The following is a 25,556-nucleotide window of genomic DNA, read 5'->3' on the forward strand; positions in this document are numbered from 1 at the left end:
ACTGCCTTATTCCAATCAGAATTTTCTGATTCTCTCGGCCGCCATCAAGGTTTGCCGCGGCGATTCAAGGGCACACCCGGTGCCGTCGGTGCGTCGGCGTCGGCCTTCCCTTGGCCGATATTCACCAGCAGGCCTTGCATGGTCAGCATGCGCAGCGCCTCGACCTGCGTGAACTCCTGGTCCGTTGCGATGAACCGCATCTCGTAGCCGCCCAGGCGAATGGCGTCGCCGTGCGCGAGGACCTGGCTCTCGATCCGAATGTCGTTCACGTACGTACCGTTTCGGCTGCCGAGGTCGGTGATGGTGACGAAGGCCTGTTCCACCGCGATCACCGCATGGTCGCGGCTCGCCTGCGCGGAGTCGATGACCACGTCGTTGGCGAGGCCGCGGCCGATCTTGTTGTCGAGCGGAACGAGCTGCACCTGCCGGCTCTCGCCGGTCGCGGTCATCATGAGGAGCATCGGCATGGCGTCGACCTCAACAGAAGCGGGTTCCGCAGTCAGCAGGAACGAAAGCGAAGGTGTTCATGAGCCCTTGAGAATGTTGCGTCAACCAGACTATCGGCCGCCGAAGCCAATGCTGAAGGCCCGCAGCCCGCAGCCGTGCCCCATTTGTGGAATTCGGCCTACGCCGAATCGGCCTGTCCGGGGTGATTTCCGCGCAGGCTCGCCTCGTAGTTTCGTCCCATGACGGACGTTCGCAAAGGCCAGGCACCGGGGCAGCTCGAGCGCGAAGAGTTCCACGAGCGCTTTATGGATTCGTACCGTGATCCCGCATTCAACGCCGAAGCCGAGGCGCTGGGGCGCCTTGAGGCCGTCGCCTGGAAGGCTTACGCGGAGGGGCGCAAGAGTCCGGTCACCCGCAAGGCGGGCGCTGGATTTGCAGACCCCGAGTACGAGCTTTCAGTCGAATGGCTGGCGGCAAGCGAGCGCATCCAAAAGGCGCAGACTGAATGGGGCAATCCGGCGACGCCTTCGCGCGTCCTGCTCGTCAACGGCTCGCCGCGAAACGACGGCACCTGTCCCGGTGAGATGTCGAAAACGCATCGACTGCTGCAGTTCGCGCGCGAAGTGCTCGAAGGCCAGCAGATTCACACGGACGTGCTCGACCTGAGCATGCTTACATCCGAGTACGGGCGGAAGATCCACCCCTGCAAAGGCTGCGTGGCGACGGCCATGCCGCTGTGCCACTGGCCTTGCAGCTGCTACCCGAATCATTCGCTGCGGCAGACGGGCGACTGGATGAACGAGATCTTCGAACGCTGGGTTGCGGCGCACGGCGTGATCCTCTTCACGCCGACCCACTGGTATCAGGCCACCAGCGCGCTCAAGCTCATGATCGATCGCCTGGTGTGTGCGGACGGCGGCAATCCCGATCCCACATCCACGCACGGCAAGAAGCCCGAAGAAGCCAAGGAACTGGAGCTCAAGGGATGGAACTACCCCAAGCATCTGAAAGGCCGCGCCTATGGCGTGGTCGTGCATGGGGACGTGGCCGGCATTGAAAGCCTGCGGCGCAATCTCAGTGACTGGCTCGACTGGATGGGCCTGGTCGATGCCGGCGCCGTAGCACGGCTCGATCGGTACGTCGGCTACTACGAACCCTATGCAACCAGCCACCAGGCGCTGGACCGAGACCACGGCTTGCACGAGGAAGTCCGGAACGTCGCGCGTGCAGTGGCTCGCACCGTCGAGCAGCTGCGAACGGGGCAGTTGAAACCCCCAGGTTCGGGGCTCCGGGACCCGCGGCCCAAGTGAAAACAGGGCGGATTTCACGAACCCGCGCGGTAGGCGAATTCACCTTCCAGTTACATGGCGTTACCATCGCCGCATCCTGAACAGAGTTAGTTGCCCCGCGCGTCGTTTGTTCAGCCGATTGGACTGAGCAAGAACTGCGAGCGGACGCTTGAAGAAGAAGAAGAGATCCCTGAGCCGGTGCGGACTGACCGCCACCTTGGCGTTTGCAGCGGCCACGGCCGTCGCCCCATCCGCCGCCGCACATGCAGGCTCCGCAGAAGTGCAATTCGACATCACGCGCTTCCAGGTCGAAGGCAATACGTTGCTTCGGGCTTCGGAAATCGACAGGCGCGTCGTTCCACTCCAGGGCCCGGGCCGCACGTATGGCGACGTGCAACTGGCCGTCGAGGCACTGCAAGACGCCTACCGACAGGCGGGCTACAGCACCGTCGCCGTGGGGTTGCCCGAACAGGAACTGACGGGCGGCGTAGTTCGCATCAAGGTGACCGAAAGCGTGATCGCGTCGGTCACCGTCGTCGGCAACCAGCATTTTGGCGCCGACAACATCCGCGCCAGCATCACGCCGCTGCAAGTGGGGCAGCCGCCGAGGCTGCGCGCGATTTCGGAATCGCTCCAGCTTGCCAACGACAACCCGGCCAAACAGATCGGCGTGACGCTGGCGGAGGGCGCCACGCCCGGCACCATCGATGCGAAGGTTGCCGTCAACGACTACCGCCCGCTTCGCGTGATCGCGACGGTCGACAACACGGGAGTGCCATCGACCGGCACATGGCGCACCGGCATCGCTCTCCAGCACGCCAATCTTTTCGACCGGGACCAGGTCGGAACGCTCGCCTATACCACCTCGCCCGACAAGCCCGAGGGCGTGCGGATGGACCTCTACTCATTGGGCTATCGCATTCCGTTTTACGGAGCGGGCGACAGCCTGGATTTCATCTACGGCAAGTCGAACACCAATTCGCCGGCCGCTTCGCCGACGCTCGGCGGCGTGCTTGGCTTCACCGGCAAGGGCAACGTGTACGGCATGGGCTGGAACCATTTTCTCGGCCGTGACGGTGAAAGCTCCGCCAAGCTGGTGCTCAGCCTGAACCACAAGAACATCGACTCGCGCTGCAACATCGGCGGCGAGGAGATCAGCATCGAAGGGCCAACCCCGCCTATCGCCTCTTGCGTGCCTTATCAGACGACGCCGCTGAGCCTGAGCTATGTCGGCCAGCGCGACGGGATCGACCAGAGCCTGAGCTACACGGCTGGCGTGTGGCGCAACATCCCGACCGGCAGCCGCTACACCAACGTCGACGGGCGGGTCGACCGCTATTCGTATCTCACCTCCGGCAACCGCGACACCATCGACGGCTTCATGGCCGTCAACGGAGCGGTCGCCTTCAACAGGGCATTGGCGGGCGGCTGGCAGATGCGCCTGGCGGCAACGGGGCAGTACACCTCTTCGCCCTTGGTGAGCAGCGAACAGTTTTCGCTGACCGGCGCGACGCTGGTGCGCGGCTTCGAGGAGCGCGCGGTGGTGGCCGACAGCGGCCTCGTCGTCAACGCGGAAATCTACACGCCGGAACTGGCAGGGTGGGCCGGCATCACGGGCCAATGGCGGATGCTCGCGTTTCTCGACGCCGGGCACGGCAGCAACAACCGCGCGGATGGCGTCTCCGTGCCGAGCACGGTCAATGTGTCGAGCGTCGGCATCGGCACGCGCTATGCCTGGACGCGCGACTTCAATTTGCGACTGGACGTGGCTCGCGTGCTCGACCCAGGCACTGCGCCGAACGAGAAGCGCGGCGACTGGCGTGCACAGTTTCTCGCGGTGCTGGCGTACTGAAGACAACAAGTCGACAAGAAGAAAAAGGAAAGATCCCAATGCGCTGCTTCAGACTCCGTCATCTGCCGTTCGTCATCGCCACGCTCTGCGCCGCAACCAGCCCGCCGCTGTGGGCGCAGGTGCAACCCGGCGCGCTGCCGACGGGCTGGAACGTCACCTCCGGCAACGCCACCATCTCGCGAAACGGCACCACGCTCAACATCAACCAGACGAGTTCGCGAGCGCTGGTGAACTTCCAGACCTTCAACGTGGGCTCGGGTGCCGTTGTCGACATTCGCCAGCCGGGCGCGCAATCCGCGCTGCTGGCGCGTACGACCGGCGGCAACGCTTCGCAGATCGACGGGCAGATCAAGGCCAACGGCGCTCTGTGGCTCATCAATCCCGCCGGCATCATGGTGGGCGCAGGTGCGCGCATCGATGTGGGCACCTTCGTCGCCAGCACGCTGGGCGTGAGCGACAGCGACTTTCTCGCAGGCCGGCTCACCTTCAAGAGCGGCGCCATGGCGGGCGAGGTGCGCAATGCGGGCACCATCAACGCGGCCAGGGGCGGCAGCATCTACCTGGTGGCGCCGAGCGTGGTCAACACGGGCGCGCTGAACGCGCCGAATGGCGAAGTGCTGCTGGCCGCCGGGCAAAACGTGCAACTGATGGACACCGGAACGCCCGGCGTTTCCGTCGAGATCACCGGCACTCCGGGAGAGGTGAAGAATCTCGGACGCATCGTTGCCGAAGCGGGACGCATCGGCCTTGCGGCCGGCCTGGTGACCAACAGCGGAGAGATCCATGCCGACAGTGCGGTGAGCGAGGGCGGGCGCGTTTTTCTTCGCGCATCGGGCGACGTGAAAACATCGGCTGCATCGGACATCAGCGCCAACGGCACCACGGGTGGGCGCGTGGAATTGATCGCCGACGGCGCCGCATCGATCGACGGCAGGGTCGCAGCCACGGGCAGCGCAGGCAAGGGAGGCTACATCGACACTTCGGGCCATCGCTCCCTGGACGTCGTCAACGCGCCGGTGGTGGGCCGGGGCGGAGAGTGGCACATCGATCCGTTCAACATCGACATCGTGGAGTCCGGCCCGACGTCAGGCATGGACGGCGCGCTCGTTTCCAACGAGTCCGGCGCGCGGATCAGTGCCGGCACCATCGCAGCGCAGCTCGATCAGGGCGCCAACGTGAGCATCACCACGGGCACGGGAGATCCGAGCGTCGATTTGACGCACGGCGACATCACAGTCTCGGCCGCCATCACGAAGGCGGGCAGTGCCTCTTCGGCACTCACGCTCAACGCCAGCAACAACATCACCATCAATGCGCCGATCACCAGCGTCAACAGTGCGCTCGGGCTGAACCTCAACAGCAACTACCAGGCCAACTATCCCGCTGACGATCATGCGGTGAAGCTCAACGCAAACCTGGATCTGCACGGAGGCGTGCTCAACGTGTCGGAAGGCTTGGGCGGCAATGGCAACGGCACGCTCGACATCGGCGCCGGAACGACTTCCCTGGGCATGGTGACGTCCTCGATCAACGCAGCCACTGTCAACGTGCTGCCGAACGCCACCTTGGCGATCTACCGCACCGGGTCCGCGCTGACAGGGAGCTTGAACAACGGCGGCACGGTGGTGGTCGCCTCCCCGGGACCGGCGGCTCTCGACCACGGCGGTACGCATACGGGCGAGTTCTACGTCGCGCCGGGAGCGGGGCTGTCGATGTCGGGCGGCCAGACTTTCAACCCCGGGACCTCTTTCACCGGAAGCGGCACTGTGGAGTGGGCCGGCGAGGTCGCGATCGGCACTTCCCTGCTCTTCGTCAGCGGCGGCAATGCGCTCGTATTGCACGACACCGACATGTGGGGCCTTGGCTCCAGCATGCTGTCGACGCGGGGCGCAGGCGTGGTGGTCGATGGCCGCGTTGCGCTGCACGGCTCGGCCGCCTGGACCAACGGCACGAGCGTGGCGGTCGTGGGCAACGGCGCAATTTCATCGTCCGACGAAGGCACGCGCTTTCAGAATGACGGGATCATCACCACTTCCGGGACCGAGACCTATGTCTTGCGCGGCGCCGGAGGCGCGATTTCCAACTTCGTCAACAACGGCAGCCTGGTCAAGACGAGTGCGGTGGATCAGGTCTACACGGGCTTTGGCAGCACCGCAAGCAGCGTGGTGCGCTCGGAGGCCGGTTCGCTCAGCGTGACGAGTGCGCAATTCGATGGGCAAGTCCAGGTCGCGGGCGGCGCGCAAGTCACGCTCGACAACGTAGCGCTGAACAGCCATGCCTCCTTTTTCGGCGCAGGCACGATGGTGTGGCAAAACTACATCACGCTGACGGGCGCCGTGGACGTCGGCGCCGGCGCACCCGAGCTGTCGCTGGGGCCGAACACGGTGATCAATGGGCAGGGCAATGTGCTCACCACGCGCAATCTGGTGCATGCGGACGGGGCGCAGGTCACCTTGCTCGATCAATCGGTCTGGAACAACCTCGGAACCCTGAGCGTCGGTCCGGCAAGCACATCGGCGTTGATCCTGCAGGACGGGGGCAGCTTCAACAACCAGGCCGGCGGGAAGGTGCTCATCAACCAGGGGTTGCTCGATGCGACCTTCGACGAGGCGCACATCAACAATGGCGCCATCGTGCTCCAGGGCGGCGGTACGCTGCGCACGGGCGGCACGGACATCTACAACAACGGCAGCATCAGTGGCAGCGGCACGCTTGCGATGGGCGGCGCCAACGGCGGCACGCTGTTCAACAACGGCATCGTGGCGCCAGGCACGAGTGCCGCGGTCGGCACGCTGTCCGTGCAGGGCAACTATCGTCAGGGCAGCAGCGGCGTGCTCGACGTGAAGCTGGGCGGACTGGGCGCCGGCGAGTTCGACTTGCTCGACGTCGACGGCTCTGCGCGCCTCGGGGGCACGCTGCAGGTCCATGCCCTCGGGACTTTTGCGCCGGCGAACTCGGGGTCTGCGGACTTCGTGGTCGCGCGCGGCGGCAACAATACCGGCGCCTTCGATCAAGTGGTGGCGTCGGCCGTCTCGTACCCTGCCGGTGTGGCGACGCTGGCGGTCAGCTATCCCGCACAAGGCACCGCCGCGGCGCGCGTGACGGCGACCGTCGTCCCGTCTTTGAATGCGTGCATCGCCAATCCGTCCGCCGCCGGTTGTGCGAGCGTCCTGCCGTCGTTGCCGACCTGCATCGCAGCACCGGAGACGGTGGGTTGTTCGGCAGTGTTGCCGTCGGTGGCCCTCTGTACGGTAAGTCCCGGATTGGCGGGCTGCCAGGTGGTTCTCCCGCCGACAACACCGACACCGACACCGACACCGACACCGACGCCTACGCCTACGCCTACAGAGCCAGCAGCGCCAACAACGACAACGACAGCACCCTCGCCTGACATCTGCACCATCGCGCCGGATTCAGCGCTCTGTCAGGTGCTGGCACCGCCGATCGCATCCGCATCCGCGAAGCCGGCCGTGCAGGCGTCCAATCAAGTCATCAATACGATCAACACAATATTGGCGCCGCCCTCGTCCAGCAGTACGAGCGACGACGGCAAGGGCCCGGACAAGGCCACGACCAAGGCAGCGGACAAGAGCGACACCAAAGAGCTTGCCTCCGCGGACAAGTCCGGCACCAAGAACGAGCCCGTCAAAAAGATGTACTGCAATTAAGGAGCAACGCATGAATCCAAACAGCCTTCTTCGCTTGCCTCTTGCTGCCCTGTTGTTCTCGGCCCACGCTGTGTTCGCTCAGGCAGTCGGTACGGTCACCGACCTGTCGGGCATGCTGGTTTCGAGAGCGTCCGACGGCACGAGCAGGGTGCTTGCCGTGAACTCGCAAGTACGCGAGGGTGACACGCTCTCGACCCAGCGCGACAGCTACGCCCGGATCGTCTTCAAGGACGACGCCGAAGTGCTGCTGGAGCCCGATTCGATGCTGGTCGTCACCCGCTACACCTACGACGCCGACAAGCCGCAGCAAGACAAGGTCGAACTCGGTCTGGCGCAAGGCGGCGTTCGCACTTCCGCCGGCAAGCTCGCACGCCGCAGCACGGAAGCGACGGTGATCAACACGCCTGTGGGAGTGCTCCAGGGGAGCGCCAGCATGGTCGTGTCCCTGACTCCGCCCCGTCCCTGATTGCCGAGAGAGAAAACCATGAACAAGTTGCTGATCGTCCTGATGTTCGGATGGCAGTGGGCAGCGGCCTCGGCCCAGGTGGCGCCCCCGTCTGCGCCGCGTGCTCCAGGGCTCTACGTGCAAGTCCTCGACGGCCTGATCCATGTCACCAATCCGGCCGGCACGACAAGCTTCGCGGCGGGGCAGTTCGGCTTCACGCCATCTCAGGTGAAGCCCCCGGTCGTCTTGCCAGTCAATCCTGGCATTCGTTTCACGCCTCCGCCTTCTTTCGTTCCGGTGTCAGGAAATCCATCAACCTCGCCCGCAAAGTCCAACACGGTGGATTGCGAAGTGCGATAAAGATGGAGACAGAGATAGGCGCCGCCCCGGCGCACAATGCGCCAGGAGGCTGAACCCATGAGTCCCATCCTGGTCGGGCTGATCGTGCTTGCCTGCACCTTTTGCGGTGCGCTCGCGGGCATGGTGCTCCACCGGAAGCTGCCAGCGCACCACAAGGCAGAGAACTCCAGAGATGTCGTCAAACTGGTCCTGGGCTTGATCGCGACCATCTCCGCGCTCGTCATGAGCCTGCTCATCGCGACGGCGCATTCGGCTTACGTCACGCAAGAGTCGGAAGTGCAGGCGCTCGGAATTCACATCGTCCAGCTCGACCGCGTGTTTGCGGGCTATGGGCCCGGTGCGGCGCTAGCGCGAAACATGTTCCGCGGACTGGTCGCGGCCAGGCTCGAACAGACATGGCCGAATCGTGGAGAAGCCAAGGCGAGTCCCGAAGCCTCCCGCGCCACGCGCGAACAGAACGAGGCGCTCATCGAGCATGTGGTCAACATGCAACCATCGACGGACAGCCAACTCTTTGCAAAGACCCGTGCCCTGCAGCTCCTCACCGAAATAGGCGATGAGCGGCAGCTGCTGCACGAACAGGCCGGCGGCTCCATTTCATGGCCGTTCCTCGTGGTGCTGGTGTTCTGGCTGGTGGTCCTGTTCGTGGGCTTCGGCTTTCTCAGCCGCAGCAACGGGACTGTGCTGGTCGCGCTCTTCGTTGGATCGCTTTCCGTGGCGGGCGCGATTTTCCTGGTGCTGGACATGAACCAACCCTTCAGCGGACTGATGCATATCTCCAATGCGCCGCTTCGCATTGCGCTGGAGACGATCGGCCGGTAGGCCTCTGATACAGCGGCCCGCAGTCAGTCGCCTTCACAGACCACCCGCGCTTCGTGAACCAGATGGTCGCGCACCAGCGCCAAGCCTTCGTCATCCTCGCTCACGCCGCGCAGCGCCTGCACCATGTCGGCGTAGTCCAGCGCCAGCAGCATGCGGATCCCGTAGCACTGGGATTGGGAGAACTGGCCAAGTGCAGTCAGCGCCTCGAGCTTTCGGGTCGCCTCGTTGGGCGCCAAGAGGTTCAGTTCGATCAGCTCGAGCACATGGCTGATCTGCTCGGCGTTCAGGATCTGCGAATCGGACGGCATGAGGGTTCCTTTCGGGGTGTCGCCTCAGTCTCAGCCGCACAACTTAAGCGGCGCTGAAAACGCCTGCGTCATCGCTCAGCGCGCGTGGGCCTCCGCCCATCGCACGATGTCGGCGGCGCCCATGGCGCCCGCCTGCCGGGCAACTTCGCGCCCGCCCTTGAAGAGCGCCAGTGTGGGAATGCTGCGAATCCCGAAGCGCGCGCCCAGGGCCGGCACCGCCTCCGTGTCGACTTTCGCCAGGCGGATGTTCGGCTCCAGCCGCGCGGCCGCCTGCTCGAAGCCAGGGGCCATCTGGCGGCATGGCCCGCACCACGGCGCCCAGAAATCGACGAGCACCGGAATCTCGTTGCGCGCGATGTGGCGGTCGAACGCCGCTTCGTCGAGCGCCGTCGAGCGCCCCTCGAAAAGCGGCCGGTGGCAATTTCCGCAATCGGGCGCGCTGCCGAGTTGTTCGCGCTTGACCCGGTTCGTGGTGTTGCAGTGCGGGCAGACGATGTGCAGCGATTCATTCATGGCAGTTCCTTCGGCATGGCCTCGATCCGGTTGACCTGAGGGCTTCCGCGCCGTTTTGCAAGGTCTGAAGGGTCACTCGATCCGTGGCAGCATGACGCTTCCCCGTTCCGAGAGGAGCAGCACCGCAATGCGAAGTCGAAGCCACCTGAATGCCGCGATCTTCTGCGCCGCTTGCGTGGCCAGTGCGACCGCGTCCGCCCAGCAGCCACCCGATGCCGCCAACGCCCAGCAGCGCTATGAGCGAGCCATCGCCTATTGCAACAACTCGAATTTGCCGCGTCCGGAGCGCGACGCCTGCGTGCGGGATGCCGGAAGGGCCTTCGATCGCGCTCGCGGCGGCGGCCCGGCGCCCAACTCGCCGCCCCCGCAGACGAACGACAACACCATCACTTCACCCGATGGCCGATCGACGATCGTGCTGCCCGCCGGAGGCTCCAAGCCTGTGCAGCAATGAGCCTTGCTACGACGCACGGGTAGCTTTCGGCACGTTTCGGGCAACCATGTCTTCCTCCTTGAGCGCGCCCATGCGCTCGAATATCAGGTCGTGCAGCGCCTGCGCGGCGAGCGAAAGACTGCCTTCTCGCCGTTGCACAAGATGAATCGTGCGACTCAGTCCCCTGGCGGAGATCGGCCGGGTCAACAGCGACTCGCGTTGAAAGTGAAAGAGCGTCAGCGTCGGCACGACACTGATCCCGACGCCTGCTTCGATCAGGCCCGTCACGGTCGCCAGGTGTTCGACTTCGAAGACGGTGTTCAGTCGCAACGGATGAAGCGCTGCGTCGAGCGCCTGGCGCACGCTGCTGTTCCGGGTCATCTGGATGAACGGAAAAGGCGCGAGTTGCCGGGGCAACAGGCGTGCGACCTTGGCCAGGGGATGATCGCTCCGGCACACGAGATGAAACCGGTCGCTGCATAGCCTGGCGCTGCGCAGATCGGCTGCCGGCGCCGAATGCATGCTGCCGGCCGAAAGCGCGAAATCGGCTCGATGATCGCGAACATGTGCAATGCACGCATCCGAAAGTGCATCGTGCAACTCGACGGCGATGCCCGGCCACGCCTGCATGAACTCCGCGAGGATGGCAGGCAACCAGCCGGCCGCGAGCGACGGCAAAGCCGCAACACTCACGCGGCCCTTTTTCAGCGCCACCCGATCGCTCAAGTCGCTGATCAGGTCCTGCATGTCTTCGAGCAAGCGCCTTGCCGAGCCCTCGAACTGGCGCCCTTCGGGCGTCAATTGCACGCTGCGGGTGTCGCGGTCGAAAAGCCGCGCGCCGACCGCGTCCTCCAACGTGCGAATGAGCGCGCTGAAGGCCGGCTGCGACAGATGGCAACGCTGAGCGGCCCGTGTGAAATTGCGCTGCTCCGCCAGCGCCGTGAACGCGCGGAGTTGGCGAGTCGATAAATCGGCGGGCCGCATGATTATTTGAAACTCCAATGAACTGATTCGAACTTTCGATTTTGCAGATAACCGGCGTAGCCGTAAATTGCGGGCACCAGAGACAACCGCCCGAACATGAATGCGTCAACTGTTCCATTGCTGATTGGCTGCGCCGCCGGCTTCTCCGGCGACCGCACCGATGCGGCGGGGCCGGTGGTCGACACCTTGATCGCGACACTCGCAAGCGGCCCGGCGGGGCAACGCGCCTTCCTGATCTTCGAAACCCTGGCAGAGCGCACGCTGGCGCTCGCGCAATTGCGTCGCCGCGCCGATCCGGACACCGGGTACGAACCCTTGCTCGACGAGATGCTGCGCCCGATGCTCAAGCGCTGCCTGGACAACGGCATTCGCATCGTCAGCAATTTCGGCGCCGCCAATCCGCGCGCGGCGGCGCGGCACATCGCTCGCATCGCCGTGGAACTCGGCGCGCCCGCGCCGCGCATCGCCGTGGTCGAGGGCGACGATCTTTCGGCGCCGGAACAGCGTGCGCTGTTGCGCGAACAACTTGGCGAAGGCCTCGACAAGCTGCGCATCGTGAGCGCCAACGCCTACATCGGCGCCGAGCCCATCGCAGCCGCACTCGACGCAGGTGCCCAGGTCGTCGTATGCGGACGGGTCGCCGATCCGTCACTCGCCGTCGGTCCTGCGATGTCGCACTTCGGCTGGCGTCCTGACGATTGGGAAAAACTCGGCCGCGCGACCATGGCGGGCCATCTGCTGGAATGCGGCGCGCAAGTCTGCGGCGGCTATTTCGCCGACCCTGGCTTCAAGGAAGTACCCGGGCTCGACAACGTCGGATTTCCCATTGCAGCAATCCAGGCCGATGGCAGTTGCACCATCGGCAAGTCCGCCGGAACGGGTGGCCTGGTGAACGAGGCGACGGTCAAGGAGCAACTGCTTTACGAGGTGCATGACCCGTCCGCCTATCTCACGCCGGACGTCACCGCCGACATCAGCGAAGCCCAGGTCAACGCCGCCGGAGCCGATCGCGTCGAGCTGACCGGTGTGCGCGGCCATCCTCGCCCAGCGCACTACAAGGTGAATGTGTGCCACGAAGGCGGTTGGCTGGCAGAAGGCGAGATTTCATACGCCGGCCCGAGAGCGGAAGCTCGCGCGCGACTGGCGGCCGACGTGCTGCGAAGCCGCCTGAAACGGCTCACACTTCGCATCGACCTGATCGGCGCTGTGAGCATCCTCGCCGACGACGGCGGCCGCATGCTCGAGGCCACACCCGACCGCGGTGCCCGCGACGTGCGCCTGCGAGTCGCCGCCACGCACGATGAGCGCGCCGAAGCCGAACGCCTGATCCGCGAAGTGACGGCGCTCTACACCTGCGGCCCGGCAGGCGGCGGCGGAGTCCGCGGAACGCTCACGCCGCGGCTCAATACGATTTCATGCCTGCTGCCGCGAGAAGCGGTGCCGGCCCGCTTCGAAATGGTGTCGCCATGAGTTCGACCCTGGTTCCCCTCTATCGCGCAGCGCACGGGCGCACCGGCGACAAAGGCGATCGCTCCAACATCAGCGTCATTGCCTGGCATCCGGACTTGTTCCCATTGCTCGTCGAACAGATCACAGCCGACGCAGTCGCCGCGCAGTTTCGCCATCGAGCGCCGAGCCGCGTGCAGCGCTTCGTATTGCCGAAGCTGCACGCCATGAATTTCGTGCTCGACGCAGTGCTCGACGGCGGCGTCAACGATGCCCTGAACCTCGACACACATGGCAAGTCGCTGTCGTTCCTGTTGCTCGACATGGCCATCGAAGTTCCCGAGAAGCTTCGGCACCTGCTCATGGGCAAGACGGACCACTGAAGGCCGATCGCGGACTTCCCTTTTTTGAATTCAACCACCATCCGGAGACAACAAGACATGACCCGCATTCACTCGATCGCACTCGCTGCCGCGATCACTGCCCTTGGCCTCGCGCCTGTGCTGGCGCAGGCCGATGGGTTTCCTGAAAAGAGCATCACCTTCGTCGTGCCCTTCGCTGCCGGCACCGCGACCGACCAGATCGCGCGGGCCATCGGCAACGCGGTCGCGGCTGAAACCAAGCAGGCCGTGGTCATCGACAACCGGGCTGGCGCCAACGGCTTCATCGCCGCTCAGAACGTGGCCAAGGCGGCGCCGGACGGCTACACCGTGCTCATCACCACCAACACCACGCACGCAGCCAACGAGCACCTCTTCAAGAAGCTGCCCTATGACCCCGTGAAGGACTTTGCGCCGATCACCGCGCTGGGCAAGGGCGGACAGATCATGGTGGTCAACCCCTCATTCCCTGCGAAGACGGTCGCCGAATTCATCGCGCTTGCGAAGAAGGAACCCGGCAAGTACAGCTTCGGCAGCGGCAGTTCGTCCAGCCGCATGGCGGGCGAACTGCTGCAGCAGATGGCCGACATCAAGCTGCTGCATGTGCCATACAAGAGCAACACGCTGGCGGTGACGGATCTGCTCGGCGGCCAGATCAATATGATGATCACCGACACCGCGACCGGACTGCCGCAGGTCAAGTCCGGCAAGCTGCGCGCGTTGGGCATGTCCAGCAGCAAGCGCTCGCCCCTTGCGCCGGATGTTCCAACCATCGCCGAGGCGGGGGTGAAGGGCTACGAAATGGGCTACTGGTTTGCCGCATACGCGCCGGCGAAGACGCCACCCGCCGTGGTCAAGCGGCTGAACGAACTGCTGGTCAAGGCCGCCCATACCGAAGCCGCGAAGACGGCCTTCTATGAGCCGACCGGCACCGAGGTGTTCACGAACTCGCCCGAAGAAATGGCGAAGTTCCAGGCGGCCGAATCGAAGAAGTGGGGAAGCATCGTCAAGGCGGCGGGGATCGAGGCTGAGTAAAAGGTAAAGGCGGGAGCGCGGACCGGATTGGCAGCTTGCAGGCGCTAAGCTTTGCCGGATGAACTTTCGATCCGACGCGGTACGCGCGTCTGCCGCGCTGATACTCCTGCTTGCTTTCGGCCCGACCGGCATCGCCGTTTCACCAGCCCGCGCCGAACCGGCCTCCAGCCCCAGTTGGGGCGCGATTGCAGCCATGTCAGGCTGGTACGGCTTCTCCTACAACCACCCATCCCGCGAAGAAGCCGAGCGCACGGCACGCGCCCAATGCGATCGCGCGGCGGGACGTCCGGGCACTTGCGTGGTCCGCGCGTACTTCGATCGGACTTGCGGCGCACTGGCGACCGGCAACTATGGCGAATGGGGCACCGCACTTGCTCGTACCGCGAGCGATGCCGGGGTGGCGGCCGTCAGGGAGTGCGACAACCACCTTCCCACGGAGCCCTGCAAGCTGGTCGTCAGCGTGTGTTCGCCGCGCTGAGCCAATGAAGGCTCTCAGGTCTTCGACTCACGCAGTAGGCAACTTGTAATCGCGAAACTGCTCGCGCAACTTCGTCTTGAGAAGCTTGCCTGTGGCAGTGTGCGGGAGTTCATCGACGAACACCACATCGTCTGGCAACCACCATTTGGCAATGCGTCCGGCGAGGAAATCCAGCACTGCTTCCTTGCTGGCATCGGCGCCCTGACGCTTGACGATCAGCAGCAGTGGACGCTCCCCCCATTTGGGATGCGCGATGCCGATGATGGCCGCCTCCGCCACGCCCGGGCAACCCACGGCGGCGTTCTCGACGTCGATGGATGAAATCCATTCGCCGCCCGACTTGATCACGTCCTTCGCGCGATCGACCAGTTGCAGGAATCCATCCGGGTCGATGGTCGCGATGTCGCCGGTGCTGAAGAAGCCTTCATCGTCGATCACCACGCCGCCTTCTGCCCTGTAGTAGCCGCTGGCGATCCAGGGCCCGCGCACGCGCAGATGTCCGAAGGCTTGGCCATCCCAGGGCAGCGGCATGCCGGCGTCGTCGACGATCTTCAGGTCGACGCCCCACACGCCCCTTCCCTGCTTGAGCTTGACCTTGACCAGTTCTTCGCCGGAAAGCGCCTGATGCTTTGGCAACAGCTTGCTGATGACGCCGATCGGGCTGGTCTCCGTCATGCCCCAGCCCTGCACGACCTCTGCGCCGAACTGGCCTTCGAAGCGCTCCAGCATTGCGCGCGGCACGGCCGCACCCCCAATACCGACCCGCTTGAGCGACAACCCTGAGATGTCGACATCGGGGTTGGCATCGACGTATTGAAAAAACATGAGCCAGACGGTAGGCACACCTTGCGAGAAAGTCACCTTCTCGTCGCGCATCAACTCGAAGACGCTTTTGCCATCCAGGAACTGGCCCGGCAGCACGAGCTTGGCGCCGACCATTGCCGCGCCATACGGCGTGCCCCAGCCATTGGCATGGAACATCGGCACGATCAGCATCAAGCTCTCACTGGAGTTGAGGCCGAAAGTGTCCGGCGCGAGTTCCATCAACGCGTGCAGCACCGTCGAGCGATGCGAATACAGCACGCCCTTGGGATTGCCCGTCGTGCCGGAGGTGTAGCAGAGCGACGAAGCCGTGCGCTCGTCGAACTCGGGCCAGTCATAGTCCGTGCTCTGCGCAGCCACCAGTTCATCGAAGCTGCGCAGGTTTGGCAGCGAAGTCTTCGGCAAGTGTTCGCGCCCGCAGAGGGCAATGAAGTGCTTGATGGTCGTGAATCGAGGCGCGAGCTTTTCGACAAGCGGCGCGAAGCAGGCGTCGAAGAAGAGCACTTCGTCCTCGGCGTGATTCACGATGTAGTCGATCTGGTCCGGAAAAAGCCGCGGATTGACGGTGTGCAAAACGGCGCCAGACCCCGACACGCCGTAGTAAAGCGCCAGGTGACGATCGGAGTTCCAGGCCAGCGTGGCGACCCGGTCCCCCTGCCGGACGCCCAGTTCGCGCAACAAACCAGCGACCTGACACGCCTGATTGCGAATGCCGAGCCAGGTGGTGCGGTGCGTTCCACCCTCGGGTCTGCGAGAAACGATCTCGGTCGAAGGATGAAAGGTGGCCGCGTGCTCCACCAGCGAGGAGATCAGCAAAGGCCGATCCTGCATCAGTCCCAACATGGCGTTGTCTCCTTGCTTGGCGGCTTGTGGCCTGTGGCTTTGTGGCTTTTCGATGGCTTTGTACTATGGAAACGCCGTTCCGCATCTCAGTTGATTCGCCAACTTCGCAAGCCCGCCGAATCGTGAGTCAAGGCTCCACGGGCGCCCATCGCCCCGTTTGCGGACACACACGCAAGCGCTTGCCGCCCCGGCGAACTTGCTCTTCGTCCATTTGCAACGAGGTGGCGGGATCGACGTCGAAGGTCACGCCGAGCATGCGCGCGACGTGCGCATCCTCGATCGGCAGTTCCCAAGTCAGAAACACCTGCGTGCAATCGAGAGACGCGAAATCGACGGGGTCGAAGCTCTCCCCGCCTCGTTGAACGACGCCGTGCGGCTGGCACGTGTCAAAGATGATGGCCGTGCCTCGTCTCAGTGGGATTCGATCGCCGCTGGCGAAGAAATGCACGTCCAGCCCCATGTCCTCGCTCAGGAAGAGATTGCAGAACGCCGCGCTTCCATACTGCTCGCCGTCATGGTGATATCTCGCGCCGCGGCAGGCCATGAGCGCCATGTCCGATTCGGCGAGTGCTTCATGCAGACCCAGCGAGCGCGCCCATTCGGATGTGGACTGCACGGTTCGCCTGAAGTCCGGCCAGCGCGCACGTGCTCTCGCCAGGGACAAGGCTTCGACGTCCCCAGGTTCCAGGCCCAGTCGCAAGACCTCCCTCTCCCAATCCGCCGTGAGCCTTGCCGCAGGGGAAGGTATGTCGACCAGGCCCGAAAGCACAAGGTCGCTGACGCTTCGGCTGCGGATGGCATCGCCGCTCCAGAAATGGGAGGTGAGGACGTCTTGCACCGTTTGCGGTTGACGAGGGTTTCTCATCGGGACCAGTGTAGGGCAGGTGAAAGCGCGGTTCGGCGATTCCGGGGCTGCTCCACCGGAACTGCCGCATCAGCCGCCGCCTTGCGCCTTTGGCTGCATCTGAACGAATTGGCGTCGCCCCATTTGGGTTTTGTTTCATCAGAAACATTCTTTTTCATGACTGTCTCTTTAATGAATTAAATTCAAAAAATAAAGGCCATGAGGAACTAAAAAATCCGTAGTGAGAGTGCAATAGTTCACATCCGCTACGCGACCACGATTCATAACCGTCTCAAGCGGCTTAGAGACTTTTCCGGATTCTGGAACCTTTTTTCCTCAATTTCATTGGCACCGAGACACTTCTTAAGACGAATAGCGCTCTTGCCATCGCGCGGAACTCGCCCAAAAGACCTCGACCGTGCGTCCAATCTCCCTCTCAACACCGGCCGAGCGCGCAATACGCCCTCGACCGTCGCTCATGGGATCCGGTCTCCCCTCGGGCCACTCGAAGAGCGGCTTCACTACGCGGGGAACAGGCTTTCAGTCGAAAACTGTCGAACGATTCGTCAAGAGAATTAGGAACATTCCCAATTCCCATTGACGCATTTGAGAAAACTCTGATTTTTAAATCGCGATGAATACCTCGAAATAGCGGTGCTATCCTTCGGCCGCCCTGTACAGGCAACAACCTTTTCAAGCCCTTAATTCATCGGAATCAAATGCAAAAGACTAAATTCGTTCAAATCGCCGCCTTGGCCTTCGCTGGCGTTCTGTCGCAGGGCGCTTTTGCCGCCGACGGCACGATCAACTTCACTGGTGAGATCGTCGACGCGCCTTGCTCCATTTCGCCCGTCAGCCAAAACATGACCGTGCCGCTGGGCAACGTCTCGCGCACGGCGCTCGACGGCGCAGTCGGCAAGAAGGCACCGCAGCCTGCCAAGTTCACCATCGACCTCCTGGCCTGCGGCGCCACCGCCAAGGGCGCCACTGTGTCCTTCGAAGGCGTGCCTGACAGCGACGACAACACCGCACTGACCATCGTCAATGCAGGGGCGGTCGGCGCTGCACGAGCCACCGGCGTGGCGGTTGAGCTCGGCGATTCGAACGGCACCAAGATTGCCCTGGGCTCGGAATCGCTGGAATACATCCTCGGCGAAGGCGACAACGCCCTGAAGTTCCAAGCTGTGTACGTGGCAACCCGCCCCGTCGTGACCGTCGGCCCCGCCGATGCCGTTGCGCAGTTCACTGTCAACTACAAGTAAGTCGACAAGCAAGTCCGCGGTTCCCGCGGCACGCGCGGCCGGCTGAGCCCTGCAGGGCTTCAAGCCGCCGCGCACCCGCCTGACGCCTGCGATAGGTCCTGCACCTTCGCACTGCGCAGGCCCCTCGTTTTCCTGAATGTTTCCCGACGGAGCGTCGACACAGACGCGCCGCTGTGCTTTTGCCTGCGTCTCGTGCCTTGTGTCCGACGCGTACGAAGGAATGTGTATGTACGTTAAAAATCGCTGTCAGTGGGCCATCGGCCTGCTGCTGATGCTCGGTCTCCAGTGGTCCGCCAGTGCGGGCGTGATGCTCTCAGGCACGCGCGTCATCCTCGGAGAGAAAAACCGCGAAGCTTCCATTCCAGTCAAGAACACCGGCACGTCCCCGTATGTCGTTCAGGCCTGGATCGACGCCGGAGAGGGCACGGGCAAGACGCCGCTGCTCGTCACACCACCGCTGTCGCGCCTCGACCCCGGTATGGAAAACATTCTGCGGATCATGCGCGTCGGGGGCTCGCTGCCGGTCGACCGGGAATCGATTTTCTGGCTCAACGTCAAGGAGATCCCGGAGAAGTCGAACGAAGAGAACGTCCTTCAGATTGCCGTGCGCACGCGCATCAAGCTCTTCTATCGGCCATCGAATCTCGCCGGCAAACCTGGCGAGGCACGGACAAAGCTCAAGTGGGCGGTCAGCGCAAACGACAACAAGCAGGGAGCCGTGCTCAAGGTCGCCAACGAGTCGGCCTACCACGTGACCTTCACGAGTCTGAAGGTCAACGACGGCCAGCAGCAGATCAACGCCGACCTCGTGCCGCCTTTCGGCGAAGTCTCGTATCCGCTGAGCGCCGTCGAGGCGCCGGAGTCCCTACGCGTTTCCTACACCACCATCAACGACTACGGAGGCGAAACGCCTGAAGAGCGCGTGCAGGTGCCTGTGGGTGCCACGCCCGTCGCCGTCAAGACCGAGTTGGTCGAAAAGCCGGCAGACGCCGCGAAGCCCTGAGGACGGCCCATGCACGAAAGATCCAGCCCCTCCTCCATCCCGTCCCCGGCACCCTTCCGGCTGACCATTTGCGCGGCGTTGCTTGCCGCAATGGGAACTCCGGGCCATGCGCAACAGCAAGTGGCCGCCTCGACATTCAATCAGGAGTTCCTCGGCATCGGCGGCGATCAGGCGCATGCCGACCTGTCGCTGTTCTCCTTCGGCAACCGCGTCACCGCCGGAACCTACACCGTTGACGTATCGCTCAACGCACGCAGCGCCGGGCAAAGCACGATTCATTTTGTCCAGCAGGACGGCAAGGCCGACGCCGTCCCGTGCCTGACGCGCACCCTTCTGGACGAATGGGGCGTCAACACGGCGGTGTTTCCGGCGCTGGCTGCAGCATCGACGGATGCCTGTGTGGACTTGGGCGCGGTCATTCCCGAATCGACCGTCACCTACGATGCCGGCAAGCAGCGCCTGTACGTGAGCATTCCGCAAGCCGCGCTGAATCGTTCGGCCCGTGGAGCGGTCGACCCCGCAAGATGGGACAAGGGCATCACCGCGGGCATGCTCGACTACCAAGTCAACTTCGCGCGCAACAGCGGCAGCGACTACGGCAGGAACACCCCTGTCTTCAGTGGCAACACTTCGTTCGGGCCCGACGGAGGCAATCGCCTCGAGCGCGACACACTTTTTGCCGGCGTCCGCGCCGGCTTCAATGTCGGCGACTGGCGCTTTCGTCACTTCTCGACTTTCAGCCGCGGCATCGATGGCCGCAGCAATTGGCAAGGCATCAACACCTTCATTCAGCGCGACCTTCCGTCCATCCGCGGCCGGGTGCTGGTCGGCGATGGCGCCACGCCGGGGGACTTGTTCGAGAGCACCCAATTCCGGGGCGTGCAGATTTCGTCCGACGACGCGATGCTGCCCGACAGCCTGCAGGGCTATGCGCCAACGATCCGCGGCGTCGCGCAAACCAACGCGCGCGTCACTGTTCGACAGAACGGCTTCATCGTCTACAGCACCTTCGTCGCTCCAGGCCCCTTTGTTCTGGACGACCTCTACCCCACGGCTGCGAGCGGCGACCTCGAGGTGACGGTGACCGAGGCAGATGGTCGAGAGACGCGCTTCGTCCAGGCCTTCTCGGCGGTTCCAACGCTCCTGCGAGAAGGCGCATGGCGCTACTCGGTCACTGGCGGCGAATACCGCAATGGCTACAGCACTGCCTCCTATGGCGGGCAGTCCGATCGAGGGACACCCTTCTTCCTGCAAGGCACGCTGGCGCGCGGCCTCGGAAACGAATACACGCTCTACGGCGGCATGACGCTGTCCACGACGCACGTGTACCAATCCGTGCTGGCCGGGGTCGGCAAGAACATGCGGGGCTTCGGCGCGGTGTCCGTCGACCTTTCGGCGGCGAGCTCGACCGACCGCGATAGCGCGGGCTACAGCGGGCAATCGCTGCGCTTTCTCTATGCCAAGTCGTTCACAGGCTCTGGCACCAACTTCCGCATTGCCGGCTATCGCTATTCGACCAGCGGCTATCGCACCTTCCAGGAAGCCGTGCAGATGCGAGACCCCGTGTGGTCGTCGCCAATCAACAGCCGGCGCAACGAGCTGCGTTTCGACATGTCGCAGCAGATCGCCGACAAGGGTGCCGTCTTCGTGTCGGCTCGACAGCAGTCCTATTGGGGAACGAGCTCAACGGATCGGCTCGTGCAGGTGGGCTATTCGGGCAACTACAAGCAGTTTGGCTACAGCCTCTTCTACAACTATGCAACCAACCTGAACGGACCTGTCTCCCGCCAGATCATGGCGACCTTGAGCATCCCCCTGGACGGCACGCGCGCCAGCGCACAGTACTCGGTCACCAGCGAGCGAGGCGGCCGCGTGAATCATCAAGCCAGCATCTACGGCACCGCATTCGACGACAGCCGACTCAGCTACAACGTGACAGCCGGCCATTCCAATCAGCAAGGCGGCAGCAACAATGGCAGCGCGAGCGCCAGCTATCTCTCGCCCGTGGGGCGTCTGGACGTCGGTCGTTCGCAAGGGAGCGGTTTCGGCCAGACCACCTTGGGTGTGGCCGGCGGCGTTCTGGTGCATGGCGATGGCGCGACGCTCTCGCAGTCTCTCGGAGAGACCATCGCGCTGGTGCAGGCGCCGAAAGCGAACGATGTCGGCTTTGAATCGCAGCGCGGCATCGCGACGGACGGTGCAGGCAACGCGGTGATCCCCAACCTGAGCCCCTACCGCGTCAATCGGGTCGCCATCCTCACCGGCGACCTCGGCGACACCGTGGAGGTGAAGAACGCCGCAATGGAGGTGGTGCCGACGCGTGGTGCCGTCGTGGTCGCGAAGTTCGAGACCTCGGTGGGCTACCGCCTGCTGATGACCTTGGTGGGTGAATTCGGCCAGCCTCTGCCGCTCGGTTCGAAGATCGAGAACGAAGCGGGCCAGGAAGTCGGGATCGTCGGACCCGACGGGCAGGCTTTCGTCACCGGTGCCGCCAACTCGGGCCACCTGAAGGTGATCTGGGGCCATGGCGAAAACGACCAGTGCATCGTGCCCTACAGCCTGGCAGACGAAGAGAACCCGCCGCCGATCCGCGAACTTGACGGACAGTGCACCGGGCCGGGCGCCACTGTTGCGTCACGAGAAACCCCACAAGATGCCAATGCAAAGGAATGAAATGAGCAGCACTCGATCTTCAACGACGAAGGGCCTGCGGCGCGGTCGAGCGCGCGCAGCCTTGCTGGCCTTGTGCCTACTGTTCGGCGCGCCCGGCGCCTGGGCGGCATGCACGCGCGCCCCTGGCGTCGCCGAGCGCATCGTCAACATGGACATGGGCAACGTCCTCATCTCTCCGGGCACGCCGGTGGGCGGCCTCATCGCGTCGAGGCAGTTCCCGTTCCAGGCCAACGGCCCGGCCGAGAACATAGTCAGTTGCTCGGGCGGCGGCACGGTGAACGGCGTGATGCTGCAGGGGGCGCCGGACCCGAACTATCCCGACGTCTACTCGACCGCAGTGTCGGGCGTGGGCATCCGGCTGTCGCGCAAGATCTCATCCACGGAGACGGTCTACTACCCGCACACGGTTCGGACAGACATCACCCAAGCCTTCCATTTCGGGGTCGGCACGCAGTTCCAGGTGGAACTGATCAAGACGGCACCGATCACTGGCAATGGCCCACTCGCCCATGGCATCTACACCCGCTACTACGGCGACGATGGCCCGGCGTATTCGGTACTGACAACCCAACTCCTAGGCACCGGCACCACGATCATTACTCCTTCGTGCACCGTGGACGCGGGCTCGCGCAACATCCCGGTGCGGTTCGGCAAGGTGCCGCTCACCAGCTTCAGCGCCAGGGGCTCCCCTGCCGCCAACTACGACCAGAACTTCAACATCACATTGAACTGCGGCGCTGGCGCGAACATGCGGAACACGGTCTATCTGCGCATGGATGCAACACAGGACCCATCGAACCAGCCGGGGGTACTGCAGATCACGCAAGGCGGCACGAACGTTGCCAGCGGTGTCGGGATTCAGATCCTTGACAACAACGCCGCCGCCCCGGTGACGTTCGGCGACGACGCGCTGGTGGGCCAATCGAAGGATGGCGCCTATGTGCTCCCGTACACCGCGCGCTATTTTCAGACGGGCAGCCGAGTGACGACGGGTCGCGCCGACGGCACCGCGACATTCACGCTCAACTATAAGTAGTCATCCAATGCGCAATTCCTGATCACCGCGTGCGTGCCATCCAGTTCAACCGAATGGATCAAAATATTCTTTCCCCTTTGCATCAAAAGATCGAACTCAATTCGTCATAAAAATCCAAAGCGAGAAGAAATGCACGAATAAAACAAGTCTCTCGAGCGATTTCCCCGATGTGTCGGGAATTGAAATATCATTCGCCCGCACTCAATTAATGAGTGCACTATCTGAAACTCTAGTGTTATAAAATGCATAAAATTGACAGGGATGAACTTGCAAAATCGTTGATCGCAGGAGGCGCCGCAAAATGCTGTAAGAAAGCTTGCCCGCCAGCACCGGCAATACCGGCACCGCCGCCTAACTATCCAGGTAACCCGACCGCTCCTTTCTGACGTCCTGAAAAAGGCGTAAACGGACCGAAAGGTCCGTTTACGCATCAGTGAAAACGGAATAAATCTTGCTTTGCTTTGCGACACTGGATTACGCGCACAAAATACAAAATTCAGACTGAACTGATAGGCCGCATTCCATTGGCCGTATGTGGCCGGCCGATAATGGTTTGGTTTTTCGTTGCCAGTTTCTTCAGTCGTCGCATCCGCACCGATGGCGTGGTACGCGCTGAAATGGGTCGCGAAATGTTCCACTTGACGCCAGCGCTTGCGCGCCGCGCAAGCGCTGGCTCCTTGCTGGAAAGTCTGATTGATCGGCGGATTTATTTCGGGAGGCGCCGGCGAGCCGATGAAGCCTGGCCAGACCTGCAAACGGTGGCTGCGGCATTGGCCGATGAGATTGCTCGTCTAAAGGCCAGGACTCCGGAGCGTCCCGTCGTCGTTTCGCCATTCCACTACGTCTCCCAATACGCGAACATCTATGTCATAGATCAATTGCAGAAACTTTTGGGCGTTGAATCAATTTCTGTTGTCTCTGGTGTTCCCAGACATATCTATGGGAACGACGATGCGCAAATTCCGGGCATCAAGGTCTTGTACACCTACGGAGATGAAAACCGCAATGGATTAGGCGTGCGTGTTGCACGGGCGCTGAGGCGCAACGGCATTGTCGCCATGTTCACCGACGCGCCGCCATTTGCAATGCACCAATATCCGATGCAGACGGTCGATGTTTCGATGTTCAATCGAAATGCGCGCATTCACAATGGCGTGTTTCGGCTTGGCGCATCTCATAATGCCGTGCTTTTGGCGTTTTATCTGCGCTTCGACCAGGGGCGATTCAGTGCCAAGCTATTCGAGCCCATGGCGCTCGCCGACGCCGATGCACCGCAACAACTCGCTCATCGCATCGAAACTGCATTGATCGACAATTATCCGAACTGGCTTCTCGGAGGTCACCCCTCCATGTACGCCTTCTCCCCAGCCAAATAAAGCGAACACGCTGCACCTGATGCGGACAGCGTTCATATGGATTCGACCCACCTCCCTCATTTTGGCRACATTTCCTGGCGATGGATTTGCTACGCGACATCGACATTTCTCGCGGTCGCAATCGCCTTTGCGTTTTTTCACGAGATCGAACTGAAGCAGGACGTGAAGGGTGAAATCGTTTCTCCCGCGGACTTCAAAATCCAGGGCCTGACCGGGCTCGTCTCTGTGGTCCACGTTCAGGCGAACGAACACGTCGCGCAAGGCACGCCCCTGTTCGTTCTCGAAAAGGATCTCTCACTGTCGAGCGACGGCCGCCAGCGCCCCCTGTTCGATGAACAGGTGCGCGACGAGCAGGTTCGAACGATCGCAATGCAATACAGCCAACGCAAAAGCAACCTGAAGGCGCAGTTGGACGCTTCCCTGCTCACGCAGACCAGCCGGCGGGCAGAAGCTGCGGCACTCGACGATCAACTCGTTCACAACCGCCGGTTGGTGTACCAGTTCGAAAAGAAGGTCACGCGGCTGCAATCCGTCTCCGACTACGTGATGGTCGACCGGATCGAGCAGGCCACGGCGGAGATGCACCAGGCGAAAGCCGTCGTCGCACAGGGCGCGGCGCGGCGCCAGCAGTTGCAGGGCGAGCTGGCCATGCTGCGAAGCACGCAAACCGATGTAGAGACGCAGCTCGCGTCGCTCGACGCGCAGCATGCGCGCGAACTCCAGGACCTGAGCGTGCGCTTCGAAGAGGCGCGGCAGAACATGACAATCTCCGCGCCGAAGGCGGGGGTCGTGTCCTTTTCCAATCTGGTCGCCGGCCAGTCGCTGGAACCGGAAGATGTCGCGTTGGTCATCGACACGGCCGAGAGCGGGCCCTTGCGCGCCGCGCTGCACATTCCATCGCGGCGGCGCGGCTTCGTGCGCGAGGGTCAGACGGTTCGGCTCAAGTTCGACGCGTTCCCCTACGAGCGATTCGGCAGCTACGAAGCCCGGATCGATTCGATTTCGGGGACGACCATGCGGGCCTCCGCTCCGACGGAAGGCACGCCCAACCCGTCGGCGGCGGAAGGCGGCGGCGACTACATGGCATGGGCGACGCTGCGCGGCGACACCTTCGAATTCGAGCGCCAGCAATTCAAGATCCTTTCCGGCATGCGTGCGACGGCCAGCATCGTCGTCGAGCGCAGAACGATCGCAGAGTGGGTTCTCGCTCCCCTGTTTCGCGTGCTGAGGGGCTGAC

The 25,556-nt window shown here is 63.2% G+C and carries 23 protein-coding genes; 17 read left to right on the forward strand and 6 right to left on the reverse strand.

Translation table 11 applies throughout. The features are described from left to right. Positions 1-44: 44 nt before the first annotated feature. A complete protein-coding gene (locus AC1DSF_RS21525; protein WP_478127657.1) occupies positions 45-467 on the reverse strand; it encodes an FHA domain-containing protein in 423 nt (140 codons plus the stop codon). A gap of 219 nt (positions 468-686) precedes the next feature. On the opposite strand from AC1DSF_RS21525, the gene AC1DSF_RS21530 reads away from it, so the two are divergent. From AC1DSF_RS21530 to AC1DSF_RS21555, 6 genes are all read left to right on the forward strand, one after another. Next, entirely contained in the window at positions 687-1,757 is a 1,071-nt protein-coding gene (locus tag AC1DSF_RS21530) for a flavodoxin family protein (RefSeq protein ID WP_478127658.1), read from the forward strand. Between the two features lie 259 nt (positions 1,758-2,016). After that, the gene (locus tag AC1DSF_RS21535; protein WP_478127659.1) at positions 2,017-3,588 is read left to right on the forward strand and encodes a ShlB/FhaC/HecB family hemolysin secretion/activation protein; all 1,572 of its coding nucleotides are present in this window, start codon (positions 2,017-2,019) and stop codon (positions 3,586-3,588) included. Between the two features lie 38 nt (positions 3,589-3,626). Continuing rightward, positions 3,627-7,256, forward strand: coding sequence for a two-partner secretion domain-containing protein (locus tag AC1DSF_RS21540; protein WP_478127660.1), 3,630 nt, complete (start codon positions 3,627-3,629; stop codon positions 7,254-7,256). Between the two features lie 10 nt (positions 7,257-7,266). After that, on the forward strand, positions 7,267-7,722 hold the full coding sequence (locus AC1DSF_RS21545; protein ID WP_478127661.1) for a FecR domain-containing protein: 456 nt from the start codon (positions 7,267-7,269) through the stop codon (positions 7,720-7,722). Positions 7,723-7,740: 18 nt separating this feature from the next. Continuing rightward, on the forward strand, positions 7,741-8,061 hold the full coding sequence (locus AC1DSF_RS21550; protein WP_478127662.1) for a hypothetical protein: 321 nt from the start codon (positions 7,741-7,743) through the stop codon (positions 8,059-8,061). 57 nt (positions 8,062-8,118) lie between these two features. Next, on the forward strand, positions 8,119-8,883 hold the full coding sequence (locus AC1DSF_RS21555; protein ID WP_478127663.1) for a bestrophin-like domain: 765 nt from the start codon (positions 8,119-8,121) through the stop codon (positions 8,881-8,883). 23 nt (positions 8,884-8,906) lie between these two features. Here the strand turns inward: AC1DSF_RS21555 and AC1DSF_RS21560 are convergent, their stop codons facing one another. Further along, positions 8,907-9,191 (reverse strand): hypothetical protein, encoded by a 285-nt coding sequence (locus tag AC1DSF_RS21560; RefSeq protein ID WP_478127664.1) that lies wholly within the window; start codon positions 9,189-9,191, stop codon positions 8,907-8,909. A 75-nt stretch (positions 9,192-9,266) separates the two neighbouring features. Then, positions 9,267-9,704 carry a thioredoxin TrxC gene (gene trxC / locus AC1DSF_RS21565; RefSeq protein ID WP_478127665.1) on the reverse strand — a complete coding sequence of 146 codons (438 nt, stop codon included), beginning with the start codon at positions 9,702-9,704 and terminating at the stop codon, positions 9,267-9,269. A 127-nt stretch (positions 9,705-9,831) separates the two neighbouring features. Between trxC and AC1DSF_RS21570 the strand changes: the two genes are divergently transcribed. Further along, positions 9,832-10,158 (forward strand): hypothetical protein, encoded by a 327-nt coding sequence (locus AC1DSF_RS21570; RefSeq protein ID WP_478127666.1) that lies wholly within the window; start codon positions 9,832-9,834, stop codon positions 10,156-10,158. A 6-nt stretch (positions 10,159-10,164) separates the two neighbouring features. Here the strand turns inward: AC1DSF_RS21570 and AC1DSF_RS21575 are convergent, their stop codons facing one another. Further along, positions 10,165-11,121: a LysR family transcriptional regulator gene (locus AC1DSF_RS21575; protein WP_478127667.1), complete on the reverse strand. Its 957-nt coding sequence runs from the start codon at positions 11,119-11,121 to the stop codon at positions 10,165-10,167. A 96-nt stretch (positions 11,122-11,217) separates the two neighbouring features. On the opposite strand from AC1DSF_RS21575, the gene AC1DSF_RS21580 reads away from it, so the two are divergent. From AC1DSF_RS21580 to AC1DSF_RS21595, 4 genes are read left to right on the forward strand one after another with little or no spacing between them, the layout of a single operon-like run. Beyond that, on the forward strand, positions 11,218-12,591 hold the full coding sequence (locus AC1DSF_RS21580) for an acyclic terpene utilization AtuA family protein (RefSeq protein WP_478127668.1): 1,374 nt from the start codon (positions 11,218-11,220) through the stop codon (positions 12,589-12,591). Further along, positions 12,588-12,950 (forward strand): AtuA-related protein, encoded by a 363-nt coding sequence (locus tag AC1DSF_RS21585; RefSeq protein WP_478127669.1) that lies wholly within the window; start codon positions 12,588-12,590, stop codon positions 12,948-12,950. Before AC1DSF_RS21580 ends, AC1DSF_RS21585 begins: the two co-directional genes overlap by 4 nt. 57 nt (positions 12,951-13,007) lie before the next feature. Further along, complete coding sequence (locus tag AC1DSF_RS21590) at positions 13,008-13,982, forward strand: Bug family tripartite tricarboxylate transporter substrate binding protein (RefSeq protein ID WP_478127670.1); 975 nt, start codon at positions 13,008-13,010, stop codon at positions 13,980-13,982. A gap of 58 nt (positions 13,983-14,040) precedes the next feature. Next, on the forward strand, positions 14,041-14,460 hold the full coding sequence (locus AC1DSF_RS21595) for a DUF4189 domain-containing protein (RefSeq protein ID WP_478127671.1): 420 nt from the start codon (positions 14,041-14,043) through the stop codon (positions 14,458-14,460). 27 nt (positions 14,461-14,487) lie between these two features. Here AC1DSF_RS21595 and AC1DSF_RS21600 read toward each other — a convergent pair whose 3' ends face one another. After that, on the reverse strand, positions 14,488-16,125 hold the full coding sequence (locus tag AC1DSF_RS21600; protein ID WP_478127672.1) for a long-chain-fatty-acid--CoA ligase: 1,638 nt from the start codon (positions 16,123-16,125) through the stop codon (positions 14,488-14,490). Between the two features lie 127 nt (positions 16,126-16,252). Next, on the reverse strand, positions 16,253-16,990 hold the full coding sequence (locus tag AC1DSF_RS21605) for a hypothetical protein (RefSeq protein WP_478127673.1): 738 nt from the start codon (positions 16,988-16,990) through the stop codon (positions 16,253-16,255). Positions 16,991-17,688: 698 nt separating this feature from the next. Here AC1DSF_RS21605 and AC1DSF_RS21610 point away from each other — a divergent pair. The 6 genes from AC1DSF_RS21610 to AC1DSF_RS21635 all read left to right on the forward strand — a co-directional run bounded on the left by AC1DSF_RS21610 (position 17,689) and on the right by AC1DSF_RS21635 (position 25,555). Beyond that, positions 17,689-18,231, forward strand: coding sequence for a fimbrial protein (locus AC1DSF_RS21610; RefSeq protein ID WP_478127674.1), 543 nt, complete (start codon positions 17,689-17,691; stop codon positions 18,229-18,231). A gap of 226 nt (positions 18,232-18,457) precedes the next feature. Continuing rightward, positions 18,458-19,234: a fimbrial biogenesis chaperone gene (locus tag AC1DSF_RS21615; RefSeq protein ID WP_478127675.1), complete on the forward strand. Its 777-nt coding sequence runs from the start codon at positions 18,458-18,460 to the stop codon at positions 19,232-19,234. Between the two features lie 9 nt (positions 19,235-19,243). Continuing rightward, positions 19,244-21,907, forward strand: a complete 2,664-nt coding sequence (locus AC1DSF_RS21620) for a fimbria/pilus outer membrane usher protein (protein WP_478127676.1) — start codon at positions 19,244-19,246, stop codon at positions 21,905-21,907. A 1-nt stretch (position 21,908) separates the two neighbouring features. After that, on the forward strand, positions 21,909-22,943 hold the full coding sequence (locus AC1DSF_RS21625) for a fimbrial protein (RefSeq protein ID WP_478127677.1): 1,035 nt from the start codon (positions 21,909-21,911) through the stop codon (positions 22,941-22,943). Positions 22,944-23,491: 548 nt separating this feature from the next. Beyond that, a complete protein-coding gene (locus tag AC1DSF_RS21630; RefSeq protein WP_478127678.1) occupies positions 23,492-24,319 on the forward strand; it encodes a lysophospholipid acyltransferase family protein in 828 nt (275 codons plus the stop codon). Between the two features lie 36 nt (positions 24,320-24,355). Beyond that, positions 24,356-25,555 carry a beta-barrel domain-containing protein gene (locus AC1DSF_RS21635; protein ID WP_478183409.1) on the forward strand — a complete coding sequence of 400 codons (1,200 nt, stop codon included), beginning with the start codon at positions 24,356-24,358 and terminating at the stop codon, positions 25,553-25,555. The last annotated feature ends 1 nt before the right edge of the window (position 25,556 follow it).

The organism is Variovorax sp. 01N429 (assembly GCF_056399425.1).